Origin of the sequence: uncultured Porticoccus sp., from assembly GCF_913061305.1 — a bacterium.
In the GTDB taxonomy this organism is placed as follows: domain Bacteria; phylum Pseudomonadota; class Gammaproteobacteria; order Pseudomonadales; family Porticoccaceae; genus Porticoccus.
In genome coordinates this window covers 114440-129374 of sequence record NZ_CAJXST010000005.1, presented here as the reverse complement: position 1 = coordinate 129374, position 14935 = coordinate 114440, and the positions used below count along the sequence as shown (strand labels likewise).

14 protein-coding genes are annotated in these 14935 nt (G+C 55.5%); 4 read left to right on the top strand and 10 right to left on the bottom strand.

All coding sequences use genetic code 11. From position 1 onward, the window contains the following. Positions 1-25: 25 nt before the first annotated feature. The 5 genes from cmk to gyrA are packed head-to-tail and all read right to left on the bottom strand — an operon-like array spanning position 26 to position 7733. Positions 26-724 (bottom strand): (d)CMP kinase, encoded by a 699-nt coding sequence (gene cmk / locus QZ516_RS07490; protein ID WP_297188084.1) that lies wholly within the window; start codon positions 722-724, stop codon positions 26-28. Next, entirely contained in the window at positions 721-2940 is a 2220-nt protein-coding gene (locus tag QZ516_RS07485; RefSeq protein ID WP_297188082.1) for a bifunctional prephenate dehydrogenase/3-phosphoshikimate 1-carboxyvinyltransferase, read from the bottom strand. Before QZ516_RS07485 ends, cmk begins: the two co-directional genes overlap by 4 nt. After that, positions 2940-4055 carry a histidinol-phosphate transaminase gene (gene hisC / locus QZ516_RS07480; RefSeq protein WP_297188080.1) on the bottom strand — a complete coding sequence of 372 codons (1116 nt, stop codon included), beginning with the start codon at positions 4053-4055 and terminating at the stop codon, positions 2940-2942. The genes QZ516_RS07485 and hisC overlap by 1 nt, the downstream gene beginning before the upstream one ends. 21 nt (positions 4056-4076) lie before the next feature. Beyond that, positions 4077-5162, bottom strand: a complete 1086-nt coding sequence (gene pheA / locus QZ516_RS07475) for a prephenate dehydratase (protein WP_297188078.1) — start codon at positions 5160-5162, stop codon at positions 4077-4079. A 12-nt stretch (positions 5163-5174) separates the two neighbouring features. Beyond that, entirely contained in the window at positions 5175-7733 is a 2559-nt protein-coding gene (gene gyrA, locus QZ516_RS07470) for a DNA gyrase subunit A (protein WP_297188077.1), read from the bottom strand. A 177-nt stretch (positions 7734-7910) separates the two neighbouring features. Here gyrA and QZ516_RS07465 point away from each other — a divergent pair, with 177 nt between their 5' ends. The 4 genes from QZ516_RS07465 to QZ516_RS07450 are packed head-to-tail and all read left to right on the top strand — an operon-like array spanning position 7911 to position 11424. Next, on the top strand, positions 7911-9236 hold the full coding sequence (locus QZ516_RS07465) for a TRZ/ATZ family hydrolase (RefSeq protein ID WP_297188075.1): 1326 nt from the start codon (positions 7911-7913) through the stop codon (positions 9234-9236). Between the two features lie 41 nt (positions 9237-9277). Further along, entirely contained in the window at positions 9278-9985 is a 708-nt protein-coding gene (ubiG, locus tag QZ516_RS07460; RefSeq protein ID WP_297188073.1) for a bifunctional 2-polyprenyl-6-hydroxyphenol methylase/3-demethylubiquinol 3-O-methyltransferase UbiG, read from the top strand. Between the two features lie 16 nt (positions 9986-10001). Continuing rightward, entirely contained in the window at positions 10002-10709 is a 708-nt protein-coding gene (locus QZ516_RS07455) for an HAD-IA family hydrolase (protein WP_297188071.1), read from the top strand. Further along, the gene (locus QZ516_RS07450; protein ID WP_297188070.1) at positions 10678-11424 is read left to right on the top strand and encodes a YciK family oxidoreductase; all 747 of its coding nucleotides are present in this window, start codon (positions 10678-10680) and stop codon (positions 11422-11424) included. Before QZ516_RS07455 ends, QZ516_RS07450 begins: the two co-directional genes overlap by 32 nt. Before the next feature lie 19 nt (positions 11425-11443). Here the strand turns inward: QZ516_RS07450 and QZ516_RS07445 are convergent, their stop codons facing one another. From QZ516_RS07445 to QZ516_RS07425, 5 genes are all read right to left on the bottom strand, one after another. Next, entirely contained in the window at positions 11444-11683 is a 240-nt protein-coding gene (locus tag QZ516_RS07445; RefSeq protein ID WP_297188069.1) for a hypothetical protein, read from the bottom strand. 35 nt (positions 11684-11718) lie between these two features. Continuing rightward, complete coding sequence (gene rluB / locus QZ516_RS07440) at positions 11719-12546, bottom strand: 23S rRNA pseudouridine(2605) synthase RluB (RefSeq protein ID WP_297188067.1); 828 nt, start codon at positions 12544-12546, stop codon at positions 11719-11721. Then, complete coding sequence (gene scpB, locus QZ516_RS07435; RefSeq protein ID WP_297188065.1) at positions 12546-13244, bottom strand: SMC-Scp complex subunit ScpB; 699 nt, start codon at positions 13242-13244, stop codon at positions 12546-12548. The genes rluB and scpB overlap by 1 nt, the downstream gene beginning before the upstream one ends. 23 nt (positions 13245-13267) lie before the next feature. Further along, positions 13268-14110: a ScpA family protein gene (locus tag QZ516_RS07430; protein WP_297188064.1), complete on the bottom strand. Its 843-nt coding sequence runs from the start codon at positions 14108-14110 to the stop codon at positions 13268-13270. 101 nt (positions 14111-14211) lie between these two features. Continuing rightward, positions 14212-14835 (bottom strand): L-threonylcarbamoyladenylate synthase, encoded by a 624-nt coding sequence (locus QZ516_RS07425; RefSeq protein WP_297188063.1) that lies wholly within the window; start codon positions 14833-14835, stop codon positions 14212-14214. Between the last annotated feature and the right edge of the window lie 100 nt (positions 14836-14935).

Sequence of the window (14935 nt, the reverse complement as noted above, 5' to 3'; positions counted from 1 at the left end):
ACTGGCCAAACACCACAAACCCGGTTTATTGCGGTGGCTGTATGCCGCTTGCCGCGACCACATCCACCACCTTTTGCAATACTTCCTCGATGGTCAAGGCTGAACTGTCCAACACCACGGCGTTGGTCGCAGGAATCATCGGCGACACTTTGCGTGTCATGTCCCGTTCGTCCCGTTTTTGAACCCGCTCTACGAGGGCGGCAAGGCTAACACTTTCCCCCTTATCTATCAACTGCTTATAACGTCTTTGCGCCCGCTCTTCCGAGCTCGCTGTCAGGAAGACTTTGGCGATGGCGTCGGGGAAAACCACGGTCCCCATATCGCGGCCGTCCGCCACTAAGCCCGGCGACACGGCAAAAGCTCGCTGACGCTGCAGGAGGGCATCGCGCACTTCCGGATACGCGGCAACGACTGAGGCGTTAGTCCCCACTCCCTCGGAGCGAATCAACGCGGACACATCCTCTCCCTCCAGCATCACTTTTGGCGTGTTGCCGTTATCGCGCGTCTTGAATGAAATGTCCATATGGGCCGCCAACACAGCCAAAGACTCCATATTATCCAGCGATACACCATGACGTTTTGCCGCCAGAGCCAGCAGCCTGTAGAGCGCACCACTATCGAGATAGTGGAACCCCAATTTGGCAGCCAGCAACTGACAGATGGTCCCCTTTCCTGAACCACTCGGTCCATCAATGGTTATGACTGGTACTCTTTTTTCACTCATCGTATTTCCTCGACAATTCTCAAACCGACACTGTTGGCCAAAGCCACAAAGCCCGGGAATGATGTCGCCACATTGTTACAATTTCGTATCAGAATATTTCCCTGTGCCCTCAGCGAGGCAATCGCAAAGGACATGGCGATACGGTGATCGCCCAGACTGTCCACCTCTCCAGCACGCAATGTGCCACCCTGAATTTCAATGCCATCCGGGGTAGGAAGCGCCTGGATACCCAGGCAGGTCAGGCCATCTGCCATGGCCTTGATCCGGTCACTCTCTTTCACCCGCAATTCCTCGGCACCGGTCAGGCGGGTTGTTCCCTCAGCACAGGCTGCCGCCACAAACAGAGCGGGAAACTCATCAATGGCCAGAGGCACCTGATCTTCGGGAATGTCAATTCCATGAAGTGGCGCATAGCGGACCCGGATATCGGCCACCGGCTCGCCGCCGACTTCACGGTAATTGGTGAGCTCCAGGTCTGCGCCCATCATCTGCAGGATATTGATGACACCGATGCGGGTGGGGTTAACGCCCACATGGGTCAACGTCACATCGGAACCCGGCGCGATGGCCGCCGCCACCATGAAAAAAGTCGCAGATGAGATATCTGCCGGCACATCGATGTTCGTGGCATACAGTTTTCCACCGCCGTCGAGCTGCGCAACCGCACCCTCTCGCTGAACCGGATAGCCAAAACCCGTCAACATCCGTTCGGTGTGATCCCGCGTCGGCGCCGGCTCTGTGGTCCGGGTAGTCCCATGGGCATAGAGACCGGCCAGCAATACCGAGGATTTCACCTGGGCACTGGCCATCGGCAGGCAATAATCGATGGCCTTGAGCGCCTGCCCTCCCCTGATACGAAGCGGCGGCCTGCCACCCTGTTCCGATTCTATAACAGCACCCATTTGCCTCAAAGGTGCTGCCACACGCTCCATAGGCCGCGTCGACAGAGACTCGTCTCCCGTCAGTTCCACGTCAAAGGCCTGACCGGCCAGTAATCCGGCCAGCAGACGCATTGATGTCCCGGAATTACCGAGATACAGCGGACAGGCCGGCGCCTTGAGACCGGCCATGCCAACGCCGTGTATCACCACACGGCCGCTCTGCGGACCCTCGATAACCACACCCATATCCCGAAACGCCTGAAGCGTGGCGAGGCTGTCTTCACCCTCGAGAAAGCCGGTCACGGTGGTGACACCCTCGGCAAGCGAACCCAACATGATCGAGCGGTGGGATATGGATTTATCACCGGGCACACGAATGTTGCCGGTAACTGAATTGCCGGGGGAAACCCGGTAGTCAATAGTCTGTGTCATGGGCTCCAGGTAAGCCTTGTTTTCAAGCATTTTAGCGAAATGGTTGCGCGCTTCCCTGGCGCGGGTAAACACCCCCAGCAGGTACTCGCTGTCCTTGTTCTGAATAGCATCTTTCAGCTGATCCACATGATCGGTAAACGTTTCCAGCACGGCTAGCAGCGCCTGGTCGTTCGCCATGACAATGTCGTGCCACATCATCGGATCACTGGCGGCAATACGCGTAAAATCTCTAAATCCACCGGCCGCGTAACGGAAGATCTCGCGGTTTTCACGCATACCTGCGAGTGTATCCACCAACGTGTAAGCCAGAATGTGAGGTAAATGACTGGTGGCCGCCAAAACCTCATCGTGTTCTGCCACCGTCATTTCACTGATCACGGCACCCGCGCCCCGCCAAAGATCGCGGACGCGCTGCAAATGCTCCTCACCGGTTTCCTGCAAAGGGGTCAAAATCACCCTGTGCTCGTCGAACAAAGCGCTATTTGCCGCATCCACACCGCTTTTTTCCGAACCGGCGATCGGATGCCCCGGCACAAACTGGGCGGGCATTTTGCCATAAGCTTGCCGCACTGCGGCCACGACACTGCCCTTGACGCTGGCCACATCGGTCACCGTTACGCTATCCGCCAGCAGTGGTTGCAATTGGCGCATAATATCCGGAACGGTCAGGGTCGGCACGCCCACCAAAACCACGTCGCCCTCACCCAAGTCCGCTGCCAGATCACCAATATCGGTTACGATCCGGTCAACCACACCGGTTGCCAGCGCCTTGCGCAGCGTATCGGGATTTCTGGAGCTGCCAATTACCTCCCGGCAAAGTCCCCGCTCACGGGCGGCCTTCGCCAGGCTGCCGCCAATCAGGCCAAGCCCCACTACCAATAGACGGTTGATGGCAGGCCTCATCAGGCTCTGTCCCCATCAGCAAGCAACCGGCCCAGTGAGTCGAGAAAGCGCTGATTTTCATCGGGCAGACCGATAGAAACCCGTAAATGGTGGGGCATACCGTACAGAGCAATGGGGCGAACAATGACGCCCTGGCGCAGCAGTGCCTCGTAAAGGGTCGGCGCATCCCCCGGGACCTGAACAGCGATAAAGTTACCTGCCGATGGAATATACCCCAGCCCGAGGGCATCAAGACCGGCCACCAGCTGGTCGTAACCAGCGCGATTGACGTCGATACTGCGCTGCAGGTAATCATCGTCATCCAGTACCGCCAGTGCGGCGGCCAGTGCTGGACTGTTAACGTTGAAGGGCTGACGAAGACGGTTGAGGATATCCGCCACATCCGGATGAGATACCGAGTAGCCGATGCGCAAGGCCGCCAAACCATAGGCCTTGGAAAAGGTTCGGGTAACAATCAGATTGGGGTAGTCGTCAATCAACTCGAGGGCAGAGCCATAACCGGGTTGGTCCACATATTCAAAATAGGCTTCATCCACCACCACCAGCACAGTGTCTGGCAGCTCTTGCAACAACGCTTTAATTGATGCAAGCGACACCCAGGTCCCGGTCGGATTATTGGGGTTGGCGATAAACAGCAAGCGCGTGTCTTCATTCACAGCGGCGGCCATAGCTGATAAATCATGGCCCCAGTTACTGGCCGGAACAACAATCGCGTTGGCATTTTGCGCAGTGATTACCAGTTGGTAGACCACGAAGGCGTGTTCAGCAATGATGGCATTGTGCTGTTGACCGAGAAAACCTCTCGCCAGCAGCTCCAGAACTTCATTGGATCCGTTACCCAGCGTCAGCTGACTGACAGAAACAGCCAATTTTTCGGCGAGCCGGCGCTTGAGATAAAACCCGTTTCCGTCGGGATAGCGAGCACCATTTTCAAACGAGGCTTCTATAGCGGCTTTCGCCAGCTCACTCAAACCCAACGGATTTTCATTGCTTGCCAGCTTAATTGCACCGGAGATACCGAGCTCACGTTCCAGTTCATCGAGGGGCTTGCCGCCCTGATAGGGTTGCAAATGTTGTACGCCTGGCAACGCCAGGCTCTTCAAGTTCATACGCATAAGTATCAACCCAACGCCTGGTTACAAGACGGCTTTTGGATAGGAGCCGAGCACTCTGAGGTCAGCGACGAAAGCAGCCACCTCTCGGAGCACTTCCGCCACTTTGGGATTGTCACAATGTCCTTCAAAATCAATAAAGAACACATAAGTCCATTTTCCGGTCCGCGATGGTCGCGTTTCCACCCGAGTCAAATCCACACCCTGGCGGTGGAAAGGCTCCAGCAGCTGATGCAGGGCACCCGGCTCATTGCGAACAGCTGCAATGATAGAGGTCTTGTCGTCACCGCTGGGCGGTATGGCATCCCGACCGATAATAAGAAACCGGGTGGAGTTATCTGGCCGGTCTTCAATTTTTTCTGACAACTTCTGCAGGTCATAGAGCTCAGCGGCCATATCACCGGCAATAGCGGCACTGTTCCACTCACCGATGACACGTTTGGCCGCATCTGCATTACTGCTGACCGCAACACGCTCGGCTTTTGGGTAGTGGGCATCAAGCCACTGACGACACTGAGCCAATGACTGCGCGTGGGAATAGATTCGGGTAATCCGGTCGGGATGCGTGTTGGGTCCGACCAGCAGGTGGTGATGAATTCGCAGCTCCACTTCACCACAAATCTTCAGGGTGGAGTCAAGAAAGGTGTCCAGGGTGTGGTTAATCATGCCTTCCGTGGAGTTTTCCACGGGCACAACACCATAATTCACTGCACCGGCGGCCACTTCCCGAAAGACTTCATCGATTGCACCGAGGGGCACGGCCAGTGCTGAATGGCCAAAATGCTTGAGTGCGGCTTCCTGGGTGAAAGTGCCCTCGGGGCCCAGAAAAGCGACTTTTACCGGCTGTTCAAGTGCCAGGCAGGCGGACATGATTTCCCGGAACAGCCTGGCCATTTCTTCGTTATCCAGCGGCCCCCGATTTTTCGTCATGACATGGCGAAGCACCTGGGCCTCCCGCTCAGGCCGGTAGAATATGGTATCCCCCTCGGCACGTTTGACCTCAGCCACCTGCTGGGCACAACTGGCGCGCTCACTGATCAGGGTGAGGATCTGGTCATCTATTGCATCGATTTGCTCGCGAAGCTGGCTGAGCTTGTTTTCGTCTGCCATACCGTCTCCCTGCTAGGCTTCCAGCTCTTCGTCAAGCAACGGTTCCTGTTCCTCTATCCTGGCCATACCCACCAGCGCCTCGCCCTCTTTGAGACGGATGACACGAACCCCCTGGGTATTGCGACCCAGCACAGAGATTTCGCCCACATGGGTGCGAACCATGGTGCCCTGATCGGAGATCAACATAATTTCATCGCCATCAAATAATTGGACAGCACCGACCAGGGGACCATTGCGGTCAGTGGACTGCATGGCAATCATACCCTTGCCACCGCGACCCTTGGTGGGAAATTCAGTCAGGGCCGTCTGCTTGCCGTAACCTTTCTGTGACACTGTCAGCACATAACCGTTTTCCTGGGGAATCACCATAGCCAGCACCTGATGACCGGCGGGCAACCGCATACCGCGGACACCCTTGGAAACCCGCCCCATGGCACGCACATCCGCCTCCGCAAAGCGAACTGCCTTACCTTCGCTGCTAAACAGCATCACATCGCAGTTACCGTCCGTAATCGCAGTGCCCACCAGGTGATCACCCTCCACCAGATCCACCGCCCGCAGTCCGACACTGCGCGGACGGGAATATTGATCAAGCGATGTTTTCTTTATGGTGCCATTGGCCGTGGCCATGATCACGAACCGGTCAGCCGTATAATCCTCTACGGGAAGAATGGAGGTAATTCGCTCATTTTCTTCGAGGGGCAGCAAATTCACCATAGGCCGCCCACGGGAATTGCGGCCAGCCAGAGGGATCTGGTAGACCTTCAGCCAGAAGACCTTACCCCGGCTGGTAAAACAAAGAATCGTACTATGGGTGCTGGCCACCAGCAGATGCTCGACGAAGTCTTCATCCTTAACCGCTGTGGCAGACTTGCCCATACCACCACGGCGCTGTGCCTGATAATCACTGAGGGGCTGGGTTTTTGCGTAACCACCGTGGGAGATGGTCACCACCCGGTCCTCTTCGGTAATCAGATCCTCAATGGTCAGATCGTGCTGCGATTCGATAATTTCTGTGCGGCGATCGTCACCGAATTCCTCACTGACTTCACGCAATTCCTCCCTGATGACGTCCATGAGACGACTGTGGGAATCAAGGATCGCCAGATACTCGGCAATTTCTGCAAGTTTTTCCTGGTACTCGGCCAACAGTTTGTCATGCTCCATCCCGGTCAGGCGGTGCAGGCGCAATTCGAGAATGGCCTGGGCCTGGGCCGGAGAAAGGAAATACTTGCCGTCACGTATACCGAATTGCGGATCCAGATCTTCGGGGCGACAGGCGTGGCTGCCGGTATGCTCGAGAAACTGGCCGACTGCCGAGGCATCCCAACCGCAGGCAATCAGACGCTCTTTGGCTTCGGCGGGGGACGGAGATGCCTTGATCAGCTCGATGACAGCATCGATGTTGGCAATGGCGACGGCCAAACCTTCCAGCAGATGGCCCCGTTCCCGGGCCTTTCTCAACAGATAAACGGTGCGGCGTGTCACCACTTCGCGTCGGTGGCGAACAAAGGCTTCCAGCATTTCCTTGAGGTTGAGTGTGCGGGGCTGCTCGTCAACCAGCGCCACCATATTGATACCAAACACGTTCTGCAGCTGGGTTTGGGCATACAGATTATTCAGTACAACGTCGCCCGACTCCCCTCTTTTAAGCTCGATAACAACCCGCAGGCCGTCCTTGTCGGACTCATCCCGCAGCTCCGAAATACCCTCAATTTTTTTCTCTTTGACCAGCTCGGCAATGCGCTCTATCAATCGCGCCTTGTTCAGCTGATAGGGGATTTCGTGAATAATGATTATTTCGCGACTGGTTTTCTCATCGCGCACCACTTCTGCTCTGGCCCGCACATAAATGCGACCTCGGCCTGTGCGGTAAGCCTGAATAATGCCGGCTCGACCATTGATAATGGCCGCCGTAGGGAAATCCGGACCGGGAATAAAGGCCATCAGCTCATCAATAGTGATGTCTGGGTTATCGATCAGCGCCAAACAGCCAGCCACCACCTCCCGCAGGTTATGCGGCGGAATGTTGGTGGCCATACCGACCGCGATCCCGGAGGAACCGTTTACCAACAGATTGGGGACACGGGTCGGCAGCACCTGGGGAATCAGTTCTGTACCGTCGTAGTTTTCAACAAAATTGACGGTTTCTTTCTCGAGATCGGCCAGCAACGAGTGGGCAATCTTGGACATGCGGATTTCGGTGTAACGCATTGCCGCCGCAGAGTCACCGTCGATGGAACCGAAGTTACCCTGCCCATCCACCAGCATGTAGCGCAGGGAAAACGGTTGGGCCATGCGGACAATCGTGTCGTAAACAGCCGAATCACCGTGGGGGTGATACTTACCAATCACATCACCCACAACCCGGGCAGACTTCTTGTAAGCCTTGTTCCAGTCATTATTCAGAACGCTCATGGCAAAGAGTACGCGCCGGTGAACCGGTTTAAGACCATCGCGAACATCGGGAAGTGCCCTGCCGACAATGACGCTCATCGCGTAATCGAGGTAAGACTGACGCAATTCGTCTTCGATATTGACGGGCAGGATTTCTCTGGCTAATTCACCCATACTGCTGCTCGATCCCTTTCTGCTTGTTTTGGACGTTCAGGCGCCTGAATGGCGCCAAAACAAGCGCCGGATCATACCACAAAATACACCTGAAACGCCCTTGTATGCCTTTGTTTAATGATCTTTTTTCTGCGGGTATACTGCGCGACCTGCTACCGATTCAAGGAACGGCCCATCATGACGCCTGAACCCATAGATCTGTTGATTTCAGCGCGCTGGATTATCCCGATCATCCCGGAAGGCCAGGTTTACGAAAACTGCTGCGTGGCTATCCGCGATGGCGACATTCTCGCCCTGCTGCCACGCATTGAAGCAGAGCGAAGGTACTGCGCCCGTGAACAGGTGTCGATGCCGAATCATATTCTAATGCCGGGGCTGGTCAACGCCCACGGTCATGCAGCCATGACATTGCTGCGCGGCTATGCTGACGACTACCCACTGAAAACCTGGCTGGAAGAGCATATCTGGCCCATCGAAATGCACTGGGTCAGTGACAGCTTTGTGCAGGACGGCACTGAACTCGCGGTTGCGGAAATGATTCGCAGCGGTACCAGTTGTTTTTCTGACATGTATTTCTTTCCCGAAAGTGCTGCCAGGGTGGCCAGCCATGCCGGCATTCGCAGCCAAATCGCTTTTCCGGTTTTCGACTTTCCCTCCCCCTGGGGACGCGGACCCGATGAGTATATCCACAAGGGACTGCAGTTGCGGGATGACTACAAAGGACGCGACCTCACACGCATTGCCTTTGGCCCCCATGCACCCTACACCCTCTCCGATGAGCCACTCCGCAAGATAGCCACTTACGCCCAGGAGCTGGACACCTGTGTCCAGATTCATCTGCATGAAACCGCGGGTGAGGTTGCAGACAGCCTGGGCCAGTACGGATTGCGGCCCATTCAGCGACTCAAGGCTCTGGAGTTCCTCTCACCCCTCACCCAGTGTGTACACATGACGGCATTGGACGAGAGCGACCTGGAAACCATCGCCAGTTTCAACGCGCATGTTATTCACTGTCCGGAGTCCAATTTGAAAATGGCCAGCGGATTCTGTCCGCTGGCGCAGCTCCAGGAGCGTGGGATCAACGTCGCACTGGGTACTGACGGTGCCGCCAGCAATAACGATCTGGATATGTTTGGCGAAATGCGCACAGCGGCGATCGTCGCCAAGGCCGTTTCCGGCGATCCCGGTGCTGCCGATGCACATAGCACCCTGCAAATGGCCACTATCAATGGGGCCAGAGCGCTGGGCTGGGGAGATCGCATTGGCAGTATCGAAGCGGGCAAAGCGGCAGATCTGGTAGCGATAGAGGTTGGGACAATCGAAACTGAACCGCTGTATAATCCAGCCTCTCAACTGGTTTACACCAACTCCGGAAGTCGCGTCAGCCACCTGTGGGTCAATGGTCGAGCCTTGATGCTGGAACGGCAACTGCAGACCATCAACGAACAGGAAGTCATCATCAAAGCCAGACAATGGCAACGCAAGTTTACCGGTAAAAGCTGAAGCACCTTTAAATTCGCCACATGTCCAACTGGGGATCCAACATGTCATCGTCCAATATCGATCGTGCCGAGATCGCCAAATTTGAAGCCCTGGCCAGTCGCTGGTGGGACCGGGAAAGTGAATTCAAGGCCCTGCATGACATCAACCCGCTGCGGGCTAACTGGATCGACAGCTACTCCCCGGTGGCAGAGCAAAAATTACTGGATGTGGGCTGTGGCGGAGGGATTCTGGCTGAAGCCATGGTTCATCGTGGCGCCGACGTCACCGGCATCGACATGGGCGAGGCACCGCTGGCGGTCGCCCGACTGCACGGGCTGGAAAGCGGTGTTGCTGTGAACTATCTGCGCAGTACTGCAGAGGATATGGCTGCACAACATCCCGAACAATTTGATATTGTCACCTGCCTGGAAATGCTCGAGCACGTGCCAGACCCGCTGTCCGTCATAGCCGCCTGTGCGCGACTGGTAAAACCAGGTGGCTACCTGTACTTTTCAACGATTAACCGCAATCCCAAAGCCTACCTGTTTGCCATTATCGGTGCGGAATATCTGCTGCGTCTTCTGCCGAGGGGCACCCATGACTACGGCAAATTTATTCGCCCCTCAGAGCTCTGTCAGTGGGTCAGGGAGTGTGGACTCGAGCTGCAAGCCATGACGGGCATGGTCTACAACCCATTGACCCGCCGCTACCGGATGACAGATCGCGATGTGGACGTCAATTACATGATCTGCGTGCGCAAACCCGCCTGATGGGATATCCAGTTTAATGGCCAAACAACCAACATTTCAGGCTGTCCTGTTTGATCTTGACGGCACCCTGCTGGATACCGCACCGGATTTTCTGACCTGCACCAACCGGTTGCTGGACAGCAGAGGGATGCCCCTGCTGACCGAGGGCGACATTCGCAAAATGGTGACTCACGGCTCGGCGGGGATCATCAGCAAGACTTTCTCACTACACAACAGCCATCCGGATTTTGAGCCCCTGCGCCAGGAGTTGCTGTCGCTGTATATGGATAACCTGGCAGAACGGACCCGGCCCTTTCCCGGCATTGTCGAGCTGTTGGCAGAATTGGCTGAATATCAGATCCCCTGGGGCATTGTGACCAACAAACCGGAACGGTATACCCTGGCCCTCCTGGAGCGGCTCCACCTAACATCCGCGCCAAGCACCATTATTTGCCCGGATCATGTCACCCACACCAAACCAGACCCGGAATCCGTCCTGCTTGCATTGCGGGAACTGGCTATTGCTCCAGAGGCGGCCGTCTTTATTGGTGATCATCTCAGGGACATCGAAGCAGGAATGCGCGCCGGCACCGCCACTATCGCCGCCGCCTACGGCTATCTGGACGACAGCGAAGATCCGGGCAGCTGGGGGGCCACCTATACTGTCGATGATGCCCATCAGTTATCACCCTTGATTTTTCAGAGGAAACCCCATGAATCACAAGCAGTATCAAGCACCCGATAACCTGCTGAACGGAAAGGTTATCGCTGTCACCGGCGCAGGCGATGGCATTGGTGCCGAGGCCGCCAGAACTTTCGCGGCCCATGGCGCCACCGTCATCCTCATCGGCCGCACGGTCCCCAAGCTTGAAGAGGTATACGACCAGATCGAAAAGGCTGGCGGCGCACAACCGGGTATTTATCCCATCTCTCTGGATGGTGCGGTGGAGAAAGATTACCGTGACATGCACGACCGTCTGGAAGAGGTATTCGGCCAACTGGACGGTCTGCTTCACAATGCCGGGGAATTGGGACAGCGCACACCCATCGCCAATTACACGCTGGCCAGCTGGCAAAAAGTCATGCAGGTGAATGTGACGGCCGAATTTCTCATGACCAAAGCGCTCCTGCCCCTGCTGGAAAAATCAGATAGCGCTTCGATTATCTTCACCAGCTCCAGTGTCGGCAAAGTGGGCAAACCCTATTGGGGTGCCTATGCGGTCTCCAAATTTGCCATTGAAGGCTTGTCACAGGTATTGGCCCATGAGCTGGAGGGTACCAGCAACATCCGGGTGAACTGCATCAACCCCGGGGCAACCCGCACTCGCATGCGGGCAACGGCATTTCCGGCGGAAGACCCTGCAACCGTAACCACTCCGGCAGCCATTATGCCCACCTACCTTTACCTTATGGGCAGTGCCAGCGAAGGGATAACCGGCCAATCTCTGGACGCGCAGTAAACAAACCCAGGCCTTGCCCCTAACCACTGACCGGCATCGCCGGAACTTCACGCCGGCGACCACCGCGCATATTCATAAAGGGCCGCTCTACGAACAAATACACGGCGGTGGCGATCAGTAAGCTGAGGGGAACGCCCGCAACCGTTGCTATGGCAATTTTCTGAAGGGTTGGCAATTCAGCCGCCAGCTGGAAAAGCGCACCATAGAGCGCACCTCCCACAAACCCGGTGGCACCGGTTACAAATGCTCGTTTTGTCAAAACACCATTCCCTGTCACCCCACAGCTGGACCGAATTATCGGGACGATGGCCCCTTGGAACGCAGTCGTTTCATCTGGCGCTCCCAGCGTTTTCTGTCTTCAGGTAACTGTTTACGCTGTTTTTTGCTGGCAGGCATATTGGTCGCAGCCAACAGGTCTGCCAACGCACGGTCATCAAGCTCTATCCACTGCCCCATGCGCACATAGGAAGGCATAAAAATTGGCCCGAACCGAACGCGTTTCAGACGGTTGACTTCAACGCCCTGGGACTCCCACAGACGCCGCACCTCACGGTTGCGGCCCTCCATCAGCGCTACGGTATACCAGCCATTGCTGCCCACCCGCTCTCCGGGCACCACATCGCTGAATTTGGCCGGACCATCTTCGAGCAACACGCCCTCACGCAGGCGCTTGATCATGGCGTCGTCAACAGCACCGTGAACCCGTACCAGATATTCCCGATCCACCTGGTAGGAGGGATGCATCAGACGATTGGCCAACTCACCATTGTTGGTAAACAGCAACAGACCGGTGGTATTAATGTCCAGCCTGCCCACCACGACCCAGCGCTCGCCTGTCAATCTGGGCAGGTGGTCAAACACGGTTTTACGGCCTTCGGGATCAGACCGGGTACAGACTTCGCCCTCGGGCTTGTTATAGAGCAGCACGCGAATTTTCTGGTCAGCCGCAGCTAATTTGATGCGCTTGCCGTCGACGCTTATGGCGTCTTCAGCGGTGACACGATCGCCCAGCTTCGCCGGCTTTCCGTTGACCTCCACACGCCCATCAGTAATCCATTGCTCAAGTTCACGACGGGAGCCATAGCCAGCAGCAGCCAGTACTTTTTGTAATTTTTCAGACATCAGTGTTGCCAATCGCCGGAAGGTGGGTTGATTTCAGTATTGTCATTATCATCTGGGCAGGATTCGACCCCGGCATCCTCTGTTTCAACTGCTGCCACTGAAACCTCACCAGCATCTATATCACTCTGCTTCTGTGCGGACATATCAAGTGTCAATGAGGGATTGATATCATCAATATCGCGAATATCATTCAATGGCGGCAATTGGTCGAGGCTGCTCAGGCTGAAATAATCGAGAAATTCGCGCGTGGTTGCATACAATGCAGGACGACCCGGCACATCACGGTGACCGACGGCCCTGATCCACTCGCGCTCCAAAAGCGTTTTGATAATCTCCGAACTGACAGATACCCCCCGAACTTCTTCAATATCACCCCGGGTAAGCGGCTGGCGATAGGCGATCAGCGCCAGGGTTTCCAGTAATGCACGGGAGTATTTTTTGGGTTTTTCTTCCCAGAGGCGATTGATCCAGGGCGACAGTTCCTGCCGAACCTGAATCCTGTAGCCGCTGCCGGTACGTTTCAACTCAAATCCGCGATCGCCGCAGTCTGCATCGATCTCTTCAATGACCGCCAGCAGCTGATCCTTTTCCGGTACCTGATCGATATCGAACAGCTGTTGCAGATGACCAATGTCCAGTGATCGCCCAGCGGCCAGCAAAGCACCTTCTACGATTTTTTTTAACTGATCATTTTCCATCGTTATGACGCCTGTTACCCCTGCTAGGAGCGAGCCTTAACATGAATAGGTCCATAGGGCTCGCTCTGTACAATTTCAATGAGAGATTCTTTGATCAATTCCATCAGCGCCAAAAAAGTGACCACCACACCACCGCGACCTTCTGACAGTTTGAACAAACTGACAAACGGCAGAAACTGCTTACCCCTCAGGGCTTCCAGTACCTGGGACATTCGCTCCCGGGTGGACAATCGTTCCAGTTGTACCTTGTGACTCTCGAACATCTGCGCACGGCGCAGCACATCGGCAAGCACCAGCAGCAGTTCTTTCATGGCAACGTCTGGCTCAGGCCGTACCTGCCGACAATCCGGTGCTTTTGCCGTGGCCAGAAACACATCGCGACCGAGGCGCGGCAGGTCATCAATGTCTTCGGAAGCCTGTTTGAAGCGTTCATATTCCTGGAGCCTGCGGATCAGCTCGGCCCGGGGGTCCTCTTCGTGCTCTTCAGCCACCTGACGGGGCAACAACATACGGGATTTAATCTCGGCCAGCATGGCTGCCATCAACAGGTATTCGGCAGCCAGTTCCAATTGCATGGATTGCATCATCTCGATGTAAACCATGTACTGCCGGGTAATCTCCGCAACGTTGATCTCGAGAATGTCCAGGTTTTGCCGTCGAATCATGTAAAGCAACAGATCCAGGGGACCCTCAAATGCCTCAAGGAAGACCTCCAACGCTTCAGGTGGAATGTACAGATCCTTGGGTATCTCAGTAATCTGACGCCCCAACACGACAGCAAAAGGCATTTCCCCCTGTAAGGGGTGAGGCAGTATCTCGGACACCGGATCCGCTTGTGTTGTCTCTCCTTCCGGAGCAGCTGTCATGATCATAAATCACTTTAGGCAGATGGTATGGGGGCCCTGGTATTGGGCCCGGATATTATACGGTGACTGGCAATCACAGCCACTGGTCGAAGATAATACGGTCAGATAATAACGTCTTCAAACCGACCAACCCCCTGGCGGGTAACCTGGGGCACCTCACCGGAGAGGTCAACCACGGTGGTCGCCTCAAGACCACAATAGCCCCCGTCAACGATCAGATCCACATGATGTTCGAGGGTATCACGAATATCATAGGGATCCGTCAACGGGTATTCATCCGTCGGCATAATCAGTGTGACACTCATCAGGGGTTCACCCAGCTCTTCAAGTAGCGCCAGTGCGATTGGGTTACCCGGGACCCGGAGCCCAATCGTTTTCCGTTTCGGGTGCATAAGCCGACGGGGTACTTCGGCGGTCGCGTCCAGGATGAATGTATAGGGTCCTGGCGTATAGGTCTTCAACAGGCGAAACACCTGATTGTCCACCCTGGCGTAAGCCGACAGCTCGGAAAGATCACGACACATCAGGGTAAAATTGTGATGTTTGTCCAATTGGCGGATCTGACGGATTCGGTCCAGCGCTTTTTTGTCGCCAATCTGACAACCGAGGGCATACGCAGAATCGGTGGGATAGACGATAACACCACCGGCACGGACAATTTCCACGGCCTGACGAATCAGTCGCAGCTGGGGATTTTCAGGGTGAATAGAGAAAAACTGACTCATGGGGCAAACATCTGTAAATTTCCGCGCAATTATTACACATTTGCCGGTCAATAAAGGCAGAAAAGTATTTCTGATTGAAGTGGTCAGGGGCCATTAAACA